The sequence below is a fragment of the Streptomyces sp. NPDC127177 genome, from assembly GCF_042672475.1.
Taxonomy (GTDB): domain Bacteria; phylum Actinomycetota; class Actinomycetes; order Streptomycetales; family Streptomycetaceae; genus Streptomyces.
This window is the reverse complement of sequence record NZ_JBHXUW010000017.1, coordinates 60349-77720: the sequence shown is the minus strand read 5'-3', so window position 1 is coordinate 77720 and position 17372 is coordinate 60349. Positions and strand designations below refer to the sequence as shown.

Genomic DNA, 17372 nt, shown 5'->3' with positions numbered 1-17372 from the left:
TCTCACTCGTTGGCCGCGCGGGGGCGGTCGTCCTCGTCGTACTGGTCGAAGAGCGGGGTCCGGCCCCGGTCGCGGGCGCGGCGGGACTGGCTGGTGCGCTGGCGCGGCGCCGGGTCCACGGGTGGCGCCACGGCCGGCCGGGTGGGCTCGGCAGTGCTGGAGCGGGCCGCGCTCCAGGTCTCCGGATCGCCGACCTCCACGCCGCCCGTGGCGCGCGGGGCTACCGGGGCGGTGACGTAGGTGGGCAGCGGGACGGGGACCGGCTCCCAGCTGTCGCCCTGGACCCGGCCGCGCTCGCGCTGCTGGTCCACCCACTCCGCGTGGTCCGTCTGCTCGACCAGGGCGCGGCGGCCGGCCTCCTGCGGGGAGACCGTGGGGGTGGGCTCGGGGGCGGGGTGGCGCGCTTCGGGGTCCTCGTCGGGCTCGGCGGGCGCCGCCGTGGCGGGCTGGTGCCTGCGCGGGCGGTTCTCGCGGAGCCGCTGCGCCGCCACCTCGGCCCGTCGCCGGTCCATGGTGAAGGCGAACCTGCGCCGCTCCTGGGCGCGCAGATGCACGATGTACGTGCTCAGCAGCACCGCGGGGACCGCGGGTGCCCAGAGGAACTGCAGGCCGCCGACCGCCGCGACGACCGCGCCGAGCGTGAAGGCGAGGAAGAGGACGACTGTGGTGCGTCGCCGGCGTGCGAGTACCTGGAGGCGCTGCGCGCGCCGGGCGCGTTCCGCGTCGATTCCGCCGGGGCGCGGGCGCCGGGCGGAGGCGGGTGCGGGGTCGGACGCGGGCGCGGATCGTTCCCGGGCGTGGCGTTCCTTCGGTGCGCGCTCCGGCGTACGAGCCGGGTCGTGCACCCGGGCCTCGGTATGTGCCGGAGGCGCGGAGAAGTTCCGGACGTCGACGGAATCCATTCGATCCGTGCTCACGTCCGGTTCGGCGTCGGGCGCCGCCTCATCGTCGGTGCGCTCCTGAAGCCCCTTGGCATACCGGCGCTCCATCGCCGCCCTTCCGGACAGCAGCCGGATGGCGGTGCTGAAGCGTTCCGTCGGACGGGCTTCGTTGAGCTCGTCCTGCCTGCGGAGCCACATCGGCACCAAGTAGGCGGCCCAGGCCCCGACGATGACTGCGTAGATGAGGCCGCTGCTGCTCACATCTCACACCGTAGAGGGGTTTGCATGGAGGCATCCGCCAATTGGCGCGGTGTGTCGCACGATCCGGCTGATATCACGGACTTTTTTTGTGATTGTTCGGATCAACAGTCGGTGTTTGCGTGCCCGTTAGCGGTCAAACGATGGTCACTTTCGAACACATATTTTATTTAGTGCGATGTCCGGGGTGGCTCCTGTCGGACCCGCTGCCACCTCCGGAGCAGCCCGTCGGGCACCTCCTCGGCGGTGAGCGCGTAGATCAGATGGTCCCGCCAGGCGCCGTCGATGTGCAGATAGCGCGGCCGGATCCCTTCCTCACGGAATCCGAGTTTTTCCACGACGCGTCGGCTGGGCCCGTTCTCCGGGCGAATGCACACCTCGATCCGGTGCAGTCCGACAGCCCGGAAACAGTGGTCGACGGCGAGGGCGACGGCGGTCGGCATCACACCGCGGCCCGCCACTTCCTGGTCCACCCAGTAGCCGACATGGCCCGAACACATCGAGCCCCAGGTGATCCCGGCGACGGTCAGCTGACCGACCAGCCGCCCCTGGTACTCGATGGCGAAGGGAAGCATCCGGCCGGCGTGAGCCTCGGCCCGCAGGTGGCGGATCATCTGCCGGTACGTGGGGCGCTGGGCCACCGGTCCGCCCGGGGCCGGCGGCGGCACGGTCGCCTCCCAGGGGCGCAGCCAGTCCCGGTTGCGCCGGTTGACCTCGCGCCACATGGTCTGGTCGCGCAGCTTTATCGGCCGGAGGGCGACGTCGCCGTCCACCAGGGTCACCGGCCAGGTCGGGACGTTCAGCTCGGGCTCCCGGGTCGGGGGTGATCGCCGCCGCGGAGCTGGTCGACGGCGTGCACCAGGAGTCGGGTCAGGACCGCCAGTCCGTCGCGCACCCCGCCGGTGGAACCGGGCAGGTTGACGACGAGAGTGCGGCCGGCCACGCCCGCCAGACCCCGCGAGAGCGCGGCCGTGGGGACCTTGTCCCGGCCCTCGGCGCGGATCGCCTCGGGGATGCCGGGGACCTCGTGGTCCAGGACGCGGCGGGTCGCCTCGGGGGTGCGGTCGGTGGGCGAGACGCCCGTACCGCCGGTGGTCACGATGACGTCGTAGCCGGCGGACACCCCGGCGCGCAGCGCCTCCTCGACCGGATCGCCGTCGGGGACGACCCGCGGCCCGTCGACGGTGAAGCCGAGCCCGGTCAGCGCCTCGGCGATCAGCGGGCCGCCCTTGTCGGCGTAGACCCCGGCGGCTGCGCGGTTCGACGCGGTCACCACGAGGGCGCGGTACGGGGCCGGGGCCGCGCCGGACGTGCTCATGCGTCCGCCCCTTCGGGTGCGGTGCGCCGGTAGTCGCCGGACTTGCCGCCCGACTTCGCCTCGACCCGGACGTCGGTGATGACCGCGGCCTTGTCGACCGCCTTGACCATGTCGATGACGGTGAGCGCGGCGACCGTCACCGCGGTCAGGGCCTCCATCTCCACGCCCGTGCGGTCCGTGGTCCTCACGGTGGCCGTGATCTCGACCGCGTCGTCCGCCACCGCCAGGTCGACCGTGACTCCGGAGACGGCGAGCGGGTGACAGAGGGGGATCAGCTCGGGAGTGCGCTTGGCCCCCATGATCCCGGCGATACGCGCGGTGGCGAGGGCGTCCCCCTTGGGGACTCCCTCGCCCCGGAGCAGTTCGATGACACGCGGCGAGACGAGGACCCGGCCGCCTGCGCGGGCGACGCGCGCGGTGACGTCCTTCTCGGAGACGTCGACCATGCGGGCGGCGCCCGCCTCGTCGATGTGCGTCAGCCTGTTCTGCGTACTCAACTAACTCCGCCTAGCGGTAGGGCGCCGGTTGCCCCTGTGCCGCACCGGGGTGCGGGCCCGGGGTCCGGGGGGTGTCCCCCGGAAGGCACAGCGGCAGATACCGTACCGCCACCCGGCCCGGGTCAGCGGATCAGGATCACCTCGGCGTCCGTGCCGGGTTCGACGGAGGTGACCTCCTCGGGCAGCACGATCAGCGCGTCCGCCTGGGCGAGAGCGGCGATCAGATGCGATCCGGACCCGCCGACGGGGGTGACGGTGCCCGCGTCCGCGTCGTACGTGCCGCGCAGGAACTGCCGTCTGCCGGCGGGCGACGACAGGGCCTTGTCGGTGACCAGCGTGGCCCTGGTGGAAGGGCGGTTCACATCCGGCAGGCCCATCAGGGTGCGGATCGCGGGCCGTACGAACAGTTCGAAGGAGACGTAGCTGGAGACCGGGTTGCCCGGCAGTGCCAGCAGCGGGGTGTGTTCCGGGCCGATGGAGCCGAAGCCCTGCGGCTTGCCGGGCTGCATGGCGAGCTTGCGGAAGTCGATGCCGCTGCCCGGCTCGTCCTCGTCGCCCACCGAGGACAGCGCCTCCTTGACCACGTCGTACGCGCCGACGCTGACGCCACCGGTGGTGACGACGATGTCGGCGCGGATCAGCTGGTCCTCGATCGTGGCGCGCAGCGTCTCGGCGTCGTCGGTGACGGCGCCGACCCGGTAGGTGATCGCTCCGGCGTCGCGTGCGGCGGCCGTCAGCGCGAAGCTGTTCGAGTCGTAGATCTGTCCGGCGGTCAGCTCCTCGCCGGGCTGGACCAGTTCGCTGCCGGTGGAGATGACGACGACGCGCGGCCGGGGCCGCACCTTCACCGTCGAGCGGCCGATGGCCGCGAGCAGGCCGATCTGCGGCGGTCCGATCACCGAACCGGCCCGCAGCGCCAGATCGCCCGGGCGCACATCGCTGCCGCGGTCCCGCACGTGGGCGCGGGCCTCGGCCGCCCGGTGGACCCGGACCTCGCCGCCCGCACCCTCGGGGGCGTCCCTGTGGGCGCGCATCGCGGCCGCCGGTCCACCGCCCGTGCCGCCGTCGGTCCACTCGACCGGGACCACGGCCTCCGCACCGGCCGGCAGCGGGGCGCCGGTCATGATGCGGGCGGCCTCGCCCGGTCCGACCCGCTGGCCGCCGAGGAGTCCTGCGTCGCCCGCCGCGACGTCCCCGATGACGGTGAGGACGGCGGGAAACTCCTCGGACGCGCCCTCCACATCGGCGACGCGGACCGCGTAGCCGTCCATCGAGCTGTTGTCGAAGGGCGGCAGGGCGATCTCCACCACGACGTCCTCGACCAGGACACAGCCCTGCGCCTCGGGCAGTTGCAGCTCGATGGGTTCGAGCGGCTTCACCGCGGCGAGGATGTCTTCCAGGTGCTCGTCCACCGACCAGATCGTGCTGCTCAAGGTGCTACATCTCCTCGGTGACGTAACTGCGGAGCCAGGTCCGGAACTCCGGTCCCAGATCTTCACGTTCGCACGCGAGTCTGACAATGGCACGGAGGTAGTCGCTCCGGTCACCGGTGTCATAGCGGCGGCCCTTGAAGACGACGCCGTGCACCGGGCCGCCCACCTTCTCGTCCTCGGCCAGCAGCTGCAGGGCGTCGGTCAGCTGGATCTCGTCGCCGCGGCCCGGCTCGGTCCGGCGCAGTATGTCGAAGACCGCGGGGTCCAGGACGTATCGGCCGATGATGGCCAGGTTGCTGGGCGCGTCGGCCGGTTCCGGCTTCTCGACCAGGCCGGTGATCCGCATCACATCGCCTTCGGCGGTGGGCTCGACGGCGGCGCAGCCGTACTGGTGGATCAGTTCGGGCGGCACCTCCATGAGCGCGATGACGCTGCCGCCCTCGCGCTCCTGGATCTCGACCATGCGGGCCAGCAGCGGGTCGCGCGGGTCGATCAGGTCGTCGCCCAGGAGGACCGCGAACGGCTGGTCACCGACGTGCGGTGCCGCGCACAGCACCGCGTGCCCGAGACCGCGCGGGTCGCCCTGCCGGACGTAGTGCATCGTGGCGAGGTCGCTCGACTCCTGCACCCTGCGCAGCCGTTCGGCATCGCCCTTGCGGGTGAGCGCCGACTCCAGTTCGTAATTGCGGTCGAAGTGGTCCTCCAGAGGACGCTTGTTGCGACCGGTGATCATCAGTACGTCGGAGAGCCCGGCGGCCACCGCCTCCTCGACGACGTACTGGATGGCAGGCTTGTCGACGACAGGCAGCATCTCTTTGGGAGTGGCTTTGGTGGCCGGCAGGAAGCGGGTACCGAGGCCCGCCGCCGGGATGACCGCCTTGCTGATCCTGGGGTTCGACTGAGTCATGCGCTGAACCTTAACCGGCGCACATGGGCGGAAGATGAGCCTCCGGTTAACTTTGTACTCATATATGCCGGTACGACAGATCAGTGGGTGCCCCGTTGAACACCGACATGTCCGCAAAGGCACTGCTGCGGCGTGAACTGCTCGCCGCACGACGTCTCCTCACCGAGGAGGACGCCGAAAGGGCCGCCGCGGTTCTGGCCCGTCACGCACTCGCTCTCCCCGAGCTCTCCGGAGCCCGTACCGTCGCCGCGTACGTATCGGTCGGACGCGAACCGGGCACCCGCGCCCTGCTGGACGCGCTGCGAGCGCGAGGCGTACGGGTGCTGCTTCCGGTGCTCCTGCCGGACAACGATCTCGACTGGGCCCCGTACGAAGGCGCCGCGAGCCTGGAGAAGGCCGGCCGCGGGCTGCTGGAGCCCGCCGGGGAGCGGCTCGGCCCGGACGCCGTCCTGGACGCCGACGCGGTGCTTCTGCCGGGCCTGGCGGTCGACGGGCGCGGGATGCGGCTGGGCAGGGGCGGCGGGAGCTACGACCGGGTGCTGGCCCGCCTCACGGCGGCCGGGGCCCACCCGGCGCTGATCGTCCTGCTGTACGGCAACGAGGTGGCCGTGCGGGTCCCGGAGGAACCGCACGACCACCCCGTGGACGCCGTGGTGACACCGGACGGCCCGCGGCGCTTCAGCGGCCGCTGAAGAACCCCTGGGCCGGTCCTACGGCTTCAGTGTCAGCGTGTCCTTCGTCGCCCCGGCCACCGCGTTCGTCCCGAAGGACCAGTCCAGCAGCTCACCGTTGACCCACTTGTCGGTCTGGTCGGTGTAGTGCGCGCTGAACGCGTGTCCGGAGGCGCCGGTGAGGTTGATCCAGCGGGACTTGTCCCAGTCCCCCACGTTGACGACCATCCGCATCGACGGGACCCAGACGACCTCGTAGCCGCCCGCCGCGTTCCAGCCGGTGGCGTCCACCGCGGCCTCGCCGCCGCCGAGGTTCCACGGGCCCCGGTTGAGCACTCGCTGGAGCAGCCCGGGGCCTTCCTTGCCGAGGGTCTGGTTCTTCAGGGTCAGCTGGTGCAGCCGGCCCCAGTTCCAGGTGGTGATGTCCTTGCCGAGCTTGGCCGTCAGCTCCCAGCGGGCGTCCTCCATGGCACGGGCGAACAGCTCGTCACGGTTCTCGGTCGCCGCGTCCTTGCGGTTCGCCGGCGTCTTCCACCAGTTGCTGTCCGGCTTGTCCATGAGGTTCTCGACGACCTGGTACCAGCGGTCACCGCCGTCCGGCTGTGCCGAGTCCGCGGCGCGCTGACCGCATTCGCGTACCAGCTTGTCCTGCTCGTCGACCGGGCCCGAGCTCTTGGCCGGGGGCACGTTCAGGCACTCGCCCTTGACCCGCATCTCCTTGGGCAGCTTGTCGCCGAAGGCCAGCTTGAGGATGTTGCGCCAGACCGCGTTGAAGTACGCGGCCGCCGCCGAGTCGGACTCCTGGGTGTAGTCCCAGCCCTCCAGCAGCTTCTGCGCCTCCCGGACGTCCTTGTCCGAGATGTTGATCTTCATCAGCTCGGGCACCAGGAGCGCGGCGATCTCGCTGGTGTTGTCCATCTGCATCTTCTGCATGTCGTCGGTCGAGATCTTCCCGCCGCCCTTGATCTTCGACTCGATGAGGTCGTTGATCCGCTGGCTGCGGGTGCCGTAGCCCCAGTCCTTGGTGAGCATGTACGGGTACTTGTCCTCGTCGATGACCGCCTGGTTGGCGGTGACGATGTACCCGCGCTTCGGGTCGTACTCGTACGGCAGCTCGTCGAACGGGATCGGGTCCTTCTTCCAGCCGTACGCCGAGGACCAGCCGGGACTGGGCATCGTGCCGTCACCGGACTTGCGGACCGGGATCCTCCCCGGCGCCTGGTAGCCGATGTGGCCCTTGGTGTCGGCGTAGATGAGGTTCTGCGAGGGAACCTCGAAGTGCTCGGCCGCCGCACGGAAGGTCGTGAAGTCCTTGGCGCGGTTCAGCTCGAAGACGGCGTCCATGGAGTGGCCCGGTTCCAGCGCGGTCCACTTCAGGGCGACCGCGTAACCGTCCGCACGGTCCGGCGCCGCGTTGGTGACGGGCGCCTTCTGGCCGACCTTCTCCAGCTCGCTGTTGCGGTCGGAGACAAGCGGCCCGTTGTTGGTCTCACGGACGGTGATGTGCCGGTCCTTGCCGCCCGCGACCTTGATGGTCTCCTCGCGGGTGGTGAACGGCTTGACCTTGCCGTCGTACAGGTAGCCGTCTCCGGAGACCTTCTCCAGGAAGAGGTCGGTGACGTCGGCGCCCAGGTTGGTGAAGCCCCAGGCGACGTCCTGGTTGTGGCCGATGATCACGCCCGGCATACCGGAGAAGGTGTAGCCGGCGGTGTCGTACTTGCAGGTCGCCGAGACGGTGCGGCAGTGCAGCCCCATCTGGTACCAGAGCGAGGGCAGCTGCGGCGCCAGGTGCGGGTCGTTGGCCAGCAGCGGCTTGTCGGTCGTCGTGTACTTGCCGGAGACCACCCAGGAGTTCGACCCGATGCCGGTGCCGTTGGGGCCGAGCAGCGAGGGGATCTCGTCGAGGGTGTCGGAGAGCGCGCCGAGCTGACTGTTCAGCCCCTCCGTGGCACCCGCCGCGGTGGACGAGGCGATGTTGTCGGACGGCGTCGCCGCCGGGTCGAACTTCCCCGTGGCCGGGGAGACCCCGCCCTCGGAGACGATCGGCTTGTGGGTGTCGTACGGGTACGCCGGGTACAGGTCCTCGATCTGCTTCGTGTCGAGCCTGCTGGTCATCAGCGAACGGTCGATCTCGTCCTGCATGTTGCCGCGCAGGTCCCAGGCCATGGCCTTCAGCCAGGCCACCGAGTCGACCGGGGTCCACTCCGTCGGCTTGTAGTCGTTGGTGAGGCCCAGCGCCGCGTACTCGACGGAGATGTCCTTGCCGTCGCGGCCCTTGAGGTAGGCGTTCACGCCGTCCGCGTACGACTGGAGGTTCTTCTTGGTCTCCGCGGACAGGACGTGGTCGTACTCCTCCTGTGCGACCTTGCGCCAGCCCAGCGTGCGCAGGAAGGAGTCCGTCTCGACCTGTCCGGAGCCGAACATCTCGGAGAGCCGGCCGGACGTCATGTGACGGCGGACGTCCATCTCCCAGAAGCGGTCCTGCGCCTGGACGAAGCCCTGGGCGCGGAACAGGTCGGAATCGGAGTCCGCGTAGATCTGCGGAATGCCGTAGCTGTCGCGCTTCACCTCGACGTTGCTGTCGAGGCCGGCGAGCTGGGCTGTCCCGCTGGTCTGCGGGTACGAGGCCCGCACGGTGGATACGGACCAGTACGTGCCGTATCCGATACCCGCGACAAGCGCCAGCACCAGAACGATCACGATCAGGCGGGCGCGTCGCCCCTTCTTCTTGCGCGGCCTGTCACCGGCGGAACCGGTGGAGCCGGAAGAGGCGGTTGTGTTGGCGGGCATCGCTGTCCTTCGAGGGGCAGGGTGGTCCTGGGAGTGCAGGAGCAACCATAGGCGCAGCGCCGAAGGCCCTCTGACGCGGTATCGGGATGGTTCGAATTGCGTAGCGATCGCACGAGTACTCGAACGCATCAAGAAAACGTTAAAGATTAGGTAAGGTAACGAAGTACCGGCTGCCGGGAAACGATCCGGCAGGCGTTCGCAGGGAAGGATCCGGCCACTGACTGTCCACACGCTCAACGAACTCCTGCTCGTCTGCTCGCTTGTCCTGCTCGTCGCGGTGGCGGCGGTACGGATCTCGTCACGCAGCGGGCTCCCGAGCCTGCTCCTGTACCTCGGCATCGGCATCGTCATGGGCCAGGACGGCCTCTTCGACGTCAAGTTCGACAACGCGGAACTGACGCAGGTGATCGGCTATGCCGCCCTCGTCGTGATCCTCGCCGAGGGTGGACTCGGCACGAAGTGGAAAGAGATCAAACCCGCGCTGCCCGCGGCCGTGATGCTCTCCCTCGTGGGCGTCGCGGTGAGCGTGGGCGTGACGGCGGCCGGAGCGCACTACCTGGTCGGGCTGGAGTGGCGGCAGGCACTGATCATCGGTGCGGTGGTCTCGTCCACGGATGCCGCCGCGGTCTTCTCCGTGCTGCGCAAGGTGCCGCTGCCCTCCCGGATCACCGGCGTCCTGGAGGCCGAATCCGGCTTCAACGACGCCCCCGTGGTGATCCTCGTGGTCGCCTTCTCGACCGTCGGACCGGTGGACCACTGGTACGTCCTGGTCGGCGAGATAGCACTGGAACTGGCCATCGGCGCCGCCATCGGCATCGCCGTCGGCTGGCTCGGCTCGTACGGACTGCGTCATGTGGCGCTGCCCGCCTCCGGCCTCTACCCCATCGCCGTGATGGCGATCGCGGTGTCCGCGTACGCGGCGGGCGCCATGGCCCACGGCAGTGGGTTCCTGGCCGTCTACCTCGCGGCGATGATCCTCGGCAACGCCAAGCTGCCGCACTGGCCCGCCACCCGCGGCTTCGCCGACGGGCTCGGCTGGCTGGCCCAGATCGGCATGTTCGTCCTGCTCGGTCTGCTGGTCACCCCGCACGACCTGCTGGACGACTTCTGGCCCGCCGTCGTCGTGGGCCTGGTGCTCACCGTGGTGGCCCGGCCGCTGGAGGTCTTCATCTCACTGGCGCCGTTCCGGCTGCCGTGGCAGGAGAAGGCCCTGATGTCCTGGGCCGGGCTGCGCGGCGCCGTGCCCATCATCCTGGCGACCATCCCGATGGTGTCCGGCATCGACGGTTCCAACCGGGTCTTCAACATCGTCTTCGTGCTCGTCATCGTCTACACCCTCATCCAGGGACCGACCCTGCCCTGGCTCGCGAAGGCCCTCAAGATCGGCGAGGACCCGTCCGAAGCCGCCGACCTCGGCATCGAGTCGGCCCCCCTGGAGCGGCTGCGCGGGCACCTGCTGTCGGTCGCCATCCCCGCCAGATCGAAGATGCACGGTGTCGAGGTCGGCGAACTGCGGCTGCCGTCGGGGGCCGCGGTCACCCTCGTCGTCCGGGACGACAAGAGCTTCGTGCCCACACCGTCGACGGTGCTGCGGCGCGGTGACGAACTTCTGGTGGTGGCGACCGATCCGGTGCGCGACGCGGCGGAGGCACGGCTGCGCGCGGTCGGCGAGAACGGCAAGCTGGCCGGCTGGCTGGGGGCCGAGGCCAGTCCCCCCGCCAATCCCGGCGGTGACGCCATCGCCGGACCGCATGTGTCCAATGCCCTCAGGGCCGTGAAGAAGCTGGGTTGGACCCCGGAGGGGACTTCGTCGCGCGAGACAAGGAACCGGGACGCGAAGAACCGGGAGACGAAGGGCGGGGACGCGAAGAACCGGGACGCGAAGGGCCGGGAGACGAAGGCCCGCCGGTGAATATGCACCCGCGTTCACAGGTTACGGAGGGTTACTGACCCGCATTCGCAGGTACATGCGGCACTACGCCTGTACCATGAAGGAATCCTGCCCCTGCTCCGCAGCGGGCAGTATCGATTTTCAACGATCTTGATCGACCAACTCTGCCTGACGCAGAGCTGGCGCGACCGTATGGCGGTCGTGGCGTCCTCCGCCTCTGTTGCGAGCGCCCGGCATCTACCGCAGTTCCGCGCGAAGAGGACAGCTCTCGGCAGCCCCTGACCGGGCCCCGCACTCATGTGCCGGCCCGCCCGCAGGAGCACGGCCACCAGGCGGCAGAAAGGCATGGACCGTGGTGTCCACGGTCTCCGACCGCCCCGGATACGGGCAGTTGCTGCGCACTCCGGGTGCGTGGACCTTCCTCCTGCCGGGCTTCGCCGCACGGCAGCCCTTCGCCATGCTGACCATCAGCATCGTGCTGCTGGTTCAGCACACCACCGGCTCCTACGGCAGCGCGGGCGCCGTCGCCGCCGTGAGCGGCGTCTCCATGGCCCTGTTCGCGCCGCAGACCGGCAAGCTCGCCGACCGGTTCGGCCAGCGGGCCGTCCTGCTGCCGGGCGTGCTGGTGCACGCCGCGTCCGTTTCGGCCCTGACGGTGCTCGCGCTGGCGGACGCCCCGATCTGGGCGCTCTTCCTGGCCGCCGTGCCGACGGGCGCCTCCATTCCCCAGATCGGACCGATGGTGCGGGCCCGCTGGGCGGCCGTACTCGGAGCGGCGCCCGGCCGTGAGGCCTCGCCGCTGATGTCGACCGCGGCCGCCTTCGAATCGGTGACGGACGAGTTCACCTTCGTCATCGGCCCGGTCATCGCCACGGCGCTCTGCACCGGGGTGCACCCGGCGGCGGGCCTCGTCGCGGAGGCCGCGCTGACGGTGACCGGCGGGCTGCTATTCGCCGCCCGGCGTGCCACCCAGCCGAGCGTGCGCGACGCCCGGCCCGCCGGCTCCCCGCGGCATGCCTCCGCCCTCTCGGTACCGGGCGTACGCGTCCTCGCGGTGGCCTTCCTCGGGATCGGGGCGGTCTTCGGCGGCATGCAGGTCTCACTGACCGCCTTCGCCGAGGAGATCGGCAGCCCCGGCTCGAACGGGGTGCTGTACGGCATCTTCGCGGCCGGCAACATGCTGGCCGGGATCGCCTGCGGGGCCATCGCATGGAAGACCGGACCGCGGCGCCGGCTGATCGCCGGGTACGCGGCACTGACCCTGACCGCGTCGGGCCTGTGGGCGGTGCACTCCGTGCCGCTGCTGGCCGGACTCGGGCTGCTGGTCGGTCTCTGCATCGCCCCCGCCCTGATCAGCGGCTACACGCTGGTCGAGGCGCTGGTGCCGAACTCCGCCCGGACCGAGGCCTTCACCTGGCTGACGGGCGCGGTCGCACTGGGCCAGGCGGCGGCCGTGACGGTCGCTGGACAGCTCGCGGACGCCCACGGCGCGAGCACCGGATTCCTGGTGCCGCTGGTGGGCACCGTGCTGGCCCTGGCGACCCTGCTGAGCCTGCGTTCCCGGCTCGTACCGAGCACCTCGGGGAGGACCGTGGCACGTGGTATCGGTCACCGCGGGCCGGTCACGGTGGACTGATCCAGCGGAATACGTCACTATGGAGCGTCGTTAGCACTCATTGAGTCAGAGTGCCAGGAGGAACAAGTGCCGACCTATCAGTACCAGTGCACCGAGTGTGGCGAGGGCCTCGAAGCGGTGCAGAAGTTCACCGATGACGCCCTGACGGTGTGCCCGAACTGCGAAGGACGCCTCAAGAAGGTGTTCTCGGCGGTCGGCATTGTCTTCAAGGGTTCCGGTTTCTACCGGAACGACAGCCGCGGCTCCTCGTCGAGCAGCACGCCTGCGTCGGCTGCCGCGAAGGCCTCCGGTTCCGGAGCCTCGTCCTCGACCGGGTCGGACACCAAGTCCTCGGCCTCTTCGAGTTCGTCGTCTTCGTCCTCCTCTTCGAGTTCGTCGTCTTCCTCGACGTCCTCGTCCTCCTCTTCGTCTTCGTCGAGCGGTTCGTCGGCTGCCTGATTTATCGGCTGCCCGATTCGCCGGCTGCCCGATTCGCTGGCTGCCGGAGCCGTCGGGCCCCCGCTCCGGCTCGGCTCGCTGCGGCCGGCTTCCGCCTGCTGCGACCGACAACCCCGCTGATCCACTCGGCGGGGTTCTCGGCGTTTCCGGCCCCGCTAGTGTGATCGCATGGTGAACGCAGAGATCGGTGTGATCGGCGGCTCGGGGCTCTACTCCTTCCTGGAGGACGTGACCGAGGTTCGCGTGGAGACGCCCTACGGAGAGCCGAGCGACTCCGTCTTCCTCGGCGAGGTCGGCGGCCGCCGGGTCGCCTTCCTTCCCCGGCACGGACGCGGCCACCACGTGCCGCCGCACCGCATCAACTACCGCGCCAATCTGTGGGCGCTGCGCTCGGTAGGGGTACGCCAGGTGCTCGGCCCGTGCGCGGTCGGCGGGCTCCGGCCGGATTACGGTCCGGGGACGCTGCTCGTGCCGGACCAGCTGGTGGACCGTACGAAGGCCCGCACCCAGACGTTCTACGACGGGGAGACCCGGGCGGACGGCGTGGCGCCGAACGTGGTGCACCTCGGCTTCGCCGACCCCTACTGCCCCGCGGGACGCAAGGCCGCTCTGGCGGCCGCCCGGGGCCGGGACTGGGAGCCCGTGGACGGCGGGACGCTGGTGGTCGTCGAGGGGCCGCGCTTCTCGACCCGGGCCGAATCGCGCTGGCACGCGGCGATGGGCTGGTCGGTGGTCGGCATGACCGGCCACCCGGAGGCCGTACTCGCCCGTGAACTGGGCCTCTGCTACACGACGATGACGCTGGTGACGGACCTGGACGCGGGCGCGGAGTCAGGTGAGGGCGTCTCGCACGAAGAGGTGCTCAAGGTGTTCGCGGCCAACGTCGACCGCCTGCGGTCGGTCCTCTTCGACGCGGTGGCCGGGTTGCCCGCGGAGGCGGACCGCGACTGCCTGTGCGCGCACGCGCTGGACGGGATGGACACGGGGATCGAGCTGCCTTAGGGCAGTGGCGGGGCGCGGGGTGGGGGGGTGGGGGATGTTCCGGGTGGGCTGTCGCCGCCCTGGGTGAGCTTCGCGGTCCCGGGTGAGCTTCGCCGTCCCGGGTGAGCATCGCCGTCCCGGGTGAGCATCGCCGTCCCGGGTGAGGGAGTTGTCCACATCGGCCCGGCCGTGCACAGGGCTCAGCGGGAATCTCTCGGATGCCGGATCGTGAGGGGTGTTCATCCGGGGCGGACGCAATTCCCCGGTTCACCCACAACTCCCCCGTTGCAGGCGGTGTTCGGCATGCTCACATCCGGCTCATCAAGCTCGCCCGGCGCACCCGGCTCACCCCGTTCACTTGTCCCACCTAGCCCACCCGGCCCATCTGGCCCACCTGGCCCACCCGGTTCGTTCGCACCCTCGCGGGCCGTTCCGCCCTCCGGCCCTCCCCCGACGTGCGCTTCCGCGCCCGCTCCCTGCGGGGTGCCCGCCTTCCCGCCGCTGCGGGTGCGCGGGAGCGGCGGGTACCGGTTACGGCGGGCGGTGTGGCGCCGACGCCGGGCGATGGCGGCCGGGCTGGCGTTGACGGCAGCCGCCCTGGCCGCTTCGAGCCTCGGCGGGAGCGGGGGCCGGAGCGGCGAGGCGGCTCACGGGGTGGCGGGCGCGTCGACGGGTAATGCCGGTGCGGTACGGGAGCGGGCGTCGCCGGCGGCCCGGCTGGTGTCGGCTCCGGTCCGGATCGCGGATGCGGCGACCGTCCGGCTGCTGCGGCCGGGAGATCACGTCGACGTGATCGCGTCCGAGGAGGCCGGCGCCGACGCCAGGATCCTGGCGAGGGGTGCGCGGGTGACCCAGGTGCCTCAGGCGTCCGCCGACGCCTCGACGGAGAACGGCGCGCTCATCGTGCTGTCCGTTCCGCGGGCCACCGCTGCGACGCTGGCTGGTGTGGGGGTTTCGGCCGGTCTTGCGGTGATCCTGTGCTGATTCGTACTGGCGCGCCACCATGTCACCTGACGACAACGCGAAATTGGGTTGTTCCACCTTGTACTGCCGTAGGTTGCGGAGGAGTTCGCTCCCCTTACGGCACATACGAAGGACGGCTCACCCTTGAGCGAGATGAAGAAGTTCAATCTGCTGGACGGTTTCAAGGCCTTCCTGATGCGCGGCAATGTGATCGATCTGGCGGTAGCCGTCGTCATCGGCGCCGCGTTCAGCAACATCGTGAACGCGATCGTCAAGGGCGTCATCAACCCGCTCGTCGGTGCGTTCGGCACCAAGGACCTGGAGAACTACGCGTCCTGCCTCAAGGGCCCCTGCGTGAAGGACCCGAAGACGGGCGAGGCAATCGAGGGCATCCGGATCCTTTGGGGTTCGGTGCTCAGCGCCACCCTCAGCTTCCTGATCACCGCTGCCGTCGTCTACTTCCTGATGGTCCTGCCGATGGCGAAGTACCTCGCCCGGCGGGCGGCCGCACAGGCGGCGAAGGAAGGCGTGCAGGAGACGCTGGAGGTCAGCGAGCTGGAGGTGCTGAAGGAGATCCGCGACGCACTGGTCGCGCAGCGCAGCGGCCCGGCGGACGGTGCCCCCGGAGCCGGCCTCCCCGGGCCCGGCAGCAAGGAGTAGCCCGCTCAGACGTGGTGCGGCGGCTTCTCGTCGAGGAAACGGGACAGGTCGGCGGCGCTGCTGCCGGACGGAGCCCGCTCTCCCCAGCCCCGGTCCGTGTCGTCCGAGGACTGCTGGTCCAGCGGATCGTCGAAGACCAGCGCCGCTTTCGGCTTCGGCTTCGGGTCCTGCTTCGGGTCCTGTTTCAGGCCCTGCTTCGGGTCCTGCTTCGGGGAGTCGTTGGAGGGGGCGGACGGGTCCGGCTTCGGATCACGCGGTCCGGGGGCGGGGGCGGCACTCATACCCCCAGGGTACGGCCGCCCTCCGAGGAACCACCGGCCTCCGGTGCCCGGCCGCCGCCCTCAGCGGTCCTTCGGGTCCAGCGCCCAGAGACCGAGCACGACGAGGAACGACAGGCACAGGAATCCGGCCCCCCACCAGGCGGTGCCGGAGTTGCCCTCCATCCATTCGTCGATGATGACGGTCAGGCCCCAGAGCTGCCCGATGACCACGGTCATGGCGAGGGTCAGCCGTGCCGTGAGCTTCGAGGAGCGTTCCGGCTCCTGGTCGGTGCCGGCTCCCGGCCCCGGTCCGGTGTGACGGACGCGTGGATCGCCGTATCCGCTGGTGGGCCGGATCTGCGGGTAGCGCTCGTGGACGGGCCGGTTGAGTTCGGGACGGGAGCTGCCCGGGTGGTACTCCGGGTAGTGCGGTCCGGGCGCGGGCTGCGGGGCGTCGGTCATGTACGCCTGCCCGGGGTCTCGGTACCGCTCTCGGGTCCGGCGGCCCCGAGGACCCCGGTACGGGAGCGGCCGGGGGGCTCGGTGGCTCCGGCCGCCTCGGGGGCCTCGGCGCCCTTCTTGGCTCCGGGGCAGCCGATCCGTGAAGCGAGGTCCGGGCGGTCGTCGCCCAGCCGGCGGCACAGACCGTGTTCGATGCTCTCGCCGGAGCGGGTGGTGCCGACGGCCCAGATGCTGCCGTCGGTCTCCTCGGTGAGCGCCACCTTGGGCAGTCCACGGGGCGGCGGTCCCGCGGTGACCTCGCCGGTGCGGGCGTCGAAGACGCCCTCGTGGCAGGGGCAGTACAGCTCGCCCTCGGAGCCGCGGTCCTTCCGCCAGAGCACGGCACAGGCGAGATGGGTGCAGATGGCCGAGTAGCCGACGAGGGTCCCGTCGTTGAGCCGGACGGCGACCGCGCGGTCCTCCTCGTCCGGGTAGCGGAAGGAGACGGACTCCCCGGGCAGCAGTTGGGCGCTGACCCTCTTCGGCGGTGGCGCTTCGGCGCTCTCGGAGTCGCCGTGGCGCGGGAGGATGCCGGCGGCGACACCGAGACCGCCGACGGCGAGGCCGCCGGAGACGGTGGCGACGATCCGGAGGTAGTCGCGCCGGGTGGTGAGGGAGTCGGCGGCGATCCGGTCGTGCAGGGCCTCGCGCGGGTCCCCGGGGGCCGGCTGTTCGGTGACGCTCATCGGCGGACGTCCTTCCCGTTGATCTCCACGACGGGCAGACCGCCGGGGACCGGCCACTGGACCTTGTCGGCGGGGACGACCATGGCGACTCCGGTGCGGACCTCGCTCTCGCCGAAGACGAAGGTGCCGGCGACCTGGACGCCGGGGCGTTCGGCCTGGAGCTCCTCGGCCGTGCCGTAGAAGAGCGCGCCCGTCGGGCAGACGGTCGCGCACATCGGGGCGAGGCCGTAGGCGGTGCGGTCGTAGCAGAGGTTGCACTTCATCTGAAGCTTGGCCTGGAGGTCGATCTTCGGGACGCCGAAGGGGCAGGCGTTGACGCAGTTGGCGCAGCCGATGCAGCGGGTGGTGTCCGCCTGCTGCACCACCCCGTCCGCGGTCACCAGGATCGCGTCGGCGGGACAGACCTCGGCGCACGGGGCGACGGGGTCCTCGCAGTGCATGCAGACAGTGGGAAGGGAGGCGACCGACTGGCCCTCGTCGGTGTAGTCGAGGTGGATCATCGACTTGCCGCGGTGCGAGTCGCATTCCCGGCAGGCGGAGACACAGGCCTGGCAGCCGATGCAGCGCCCCGGGTCGATGAAGATCGTTCTGCCCATCATGC

General features: G+C 70.6%; 18 protein-coding genes. 7 read left to right on the top strand and 11 right to left on the bottom strand.

Going from position 1 to position 17372, the window contains the following annotated elements; all coding sequences use genetic code 11:
* Positions 1-2: 2 nt before the first annotated feature.
* The 6 genes from glpR to galU all read right to left on the bottom strand — a co-directional run bounded on the left by glpR (position 3) and on the right by galU (position 5294).
* Entirely contained in the window at positions 3-1142 is a 1140-nt protein-coding gene (gene glpR, locus ACFVJX_RS13355) for a gephyrin-like molybdotransferase receptor GlpR (protein ID WP_384127033.1), read from the bottom strand.
* A 167-nt stretch (positions 1143-1309) separates the two neighbouring features.
* Positions 1310-1921: a GNAT family N-acetyltransferase gene (locus tag ACFVJX_RS13350; protein WP_384127035.1), complete on the bottom strand. Its 612-nt coding sequence runs from the start codon at positions 1919-1921 to the stop codon at positions 1310-1312.
* Between the two features lie 17 nt (positions 1922-1938).
* Positions 1939-2457 (bottom strand): molybdenum cofactor biosynthesis protein B, encoded by a 519-nt coding sequence (locus tag ACFVJX_RS13345; protein WP_384127036.1) that lies wholly within the window; start codon positions 2455-2457, stop codon positions 1939-1941.
* Complete coding sequence (moaC, locus tag ACFVJX_RS13340) at positions 2454-2954, bottom strand: cyclic pyranopterin monophosphate synthase MoaC (protein WP_384127037.1); 501 nt, start codon at positions 2952-2954, stop codon at positions 2454-2456. Before moaC ends, ACFVJX_RS13345 begins: the two co-directional genes overlap by 4 nt.
* Before the next feature lie 122 nt (positions 2955-3076).
* Complete coding sequence (gene glp, locus ACFVJX_RS13335; RefSeq protein WP_384127038.1) at positions 3077-4387, bottom strand: gephyrin-like molybdotransferase Glp; 1311 nt, start codon at positions 4385-4387, stop codon at positions 3077-3079.
* 4 nt (positions 4388-4391) lie between these two features.
* A complete protein-coding gene (gene galU / locus ACFVJX_RS13330) occupies positions 4392-5294 on the bottom strand; it encodes a UTP--glucose-1-phosphate uridylyltransferase GalU (protein WP_384127040.1) in 903 nt (300 codons plus the stop codon).
* Between the two features lie 107 nt (positions 5295-5401).
* Here galU and ACFVJX_RS13325 point away from each other — a divergent pair, with 107 nt between their 5' ends.
* On the top strand, positions 5402-5986 hold the full coding sequence (locus ACFVJX_RS13325; protein ID WP_384127042.1) for a 5-formyltetrahydrofolate cyclo-ligase: 585 nt from the start codon (positions 5402-5404) through the stop codon (positions 5984-5986).
* Between the two features lie 18 nt (positions 5987-6004).
* Here ACFVJX_RS13325 and ACFVJX_RS13320 read toward each other — a convergent pair whose 3' ends face one another.
* On the bottom strand, positions 6005-8755 hold the full coding sequence (locus ACFVJX_RS13320; RefSeq protein WP_384127043.1) for a penicillin acylase family protein: 2751 nt from the start codon (positions 8753-8755) through the stop codon (positions 6005-6007).
* 277 nt (positions 8756-9032) lie between these two features.
* Between ACFVJX_RS13320 and ACFVJX_RS13315 the strand changes: the two genes are divergently transcribed.
* The 6 genes from ACFVJX_RS13315 to ACFVJX_RS13290 all read left to right on the top strand — a co-directional run bounded on the left by ACFVJX_RS13315 (position 9033) and on the right by ACFVJX_RS13290 (position 15324).
* A complete protein-coding gene (locus ACFVJX_RS13315) occupies positions 9033-10667 on the top strand; it encodes a potassium/proton antiporter (protein WP_384127044.1) in 1635 nt (544 codons plus the stop codon).
* A gap of 331 nt (positions 10668-10998) precedes the next feature.
* A complete protein-coding gene (locus ACFVJX_RS13310) occupies positions 10999-12282 on the top strand; it encodes an MFS transporter (RefSeq protein ID WP_384127046.1) in 1284 nt (427 codons plus the stop codon).
* Positions 12283-12348: 66 nt separating this feature from the next.
* The gene (locus ACFVJX_RS13305) at positions 12349-12720 is read left to right on the top strand and encodes an FmdB family zinc ribbon protein (RefSeq protein WP_384127048.1); all 372 of its coding nucleotides are present in this window, start codon (positions 12349-12351) and stop codon (positions 12718-12720) included.
* Between the two features lie 168 nt (positions 12721-12888).
* On the top strand, positions 12889-13722 hold the full coding sequence (locus ACFVJX_RS13300) for an S-methyl-5'-thioadenosine phosphorylase (RefSeq protein ID WP_384127050.1): 834 nt from the start codon (positions 12889-12891) through the stop codon (positions 13720-13722).
* A 462-nt stretch (positions 13723-14184) separates the two neighbouring features.
* The gene (locus ACFVJX_RS13295; protein ID WP_384127051.1) at positions 14185-14685 is read left to right on the top strand and encodes a hypothetical protein; all 501 of its coding nucleotides are present in this window, start codon (positions 14185-14187) and stop codon (positions 14683-14685) included.
* A 123-nt stretch (positions 14686-14808) separates the two neighbouring features.
* Positions 14809-15324: an MscL family protein gene (locus tag ACFVJX_RS13290; RefSeq protein WP_384127052.1), complete on the top strand. Its 516-nt coding sequence runs from the start codon at positions 14809-14811 to the stop codon at positions 15322-15324.
* Positions 15325-15329: 5 nt separating this feature from the next.
* Here ACFVJX_RS13290 and ACFVJX_RS13285 read toward each other — a convergent pair whose 3' ends face one another.
* Genes ACFVJX_RS13285 through ACFVJX_RS13270 form a run of 4 tightly spaced genes read right to left on the bottom strand, consistent with a single transcriptional unit; the run spans position 15330 to position 17370 of the window.
* Complete coding sequence (locus tag ACFVJX_RS13285) at positions 15330-15605, bottom strand: hypothetical protein (RefSeq protein WP_384127053.1); 276 nt, start codon at positions 15603-15605, stop codon at positions 15330-15332.
* Positions 15606-15665: 60 nt separating this feature from the next.
* Complete coding sequence (locus ACFVJX_RS13280) at positions 15666-16046, bottom strand: hypothetical protein (protein WP_384127055.1); 381 nt, start codon at positions 16044-16046, stop codon at positions 15666-15668.
* Positions 16043-16771 carry a ubiquinol-cytochrome c reductase iron-sulfur subunit gene (locus ACFVJX_RS13275; protein ID WP_384127057.1) on the bottom strand — a complete coding sequence of 243 codons (729 nt, stop codon included), beginning with the start codon at positions 16769-16771 and terminating at the stop codon, positions 16043-16045. Before ACFVJX_RS13275 ends, ACFVJX_RS13280 begins: the two co-directional genes overlap by 4 nt.
* Complete coding sequence (locus ACFVJX_RS13270; RefSeq protein ID WP_384127058.1) at positions 16768-17370, bottom strand: 4Fe-4S dicluster domain-containing protein; 603 nt, start codon at positions 17368-17370, stop codon at positions 16768-16770. Before ACFVJX_RS13270 ends, ACFVJX_RS13275 begins: the two co-directional genes overlap by 4 nt.
* Positions 17371-17372 lie beyond the last annotated feature (2 nt).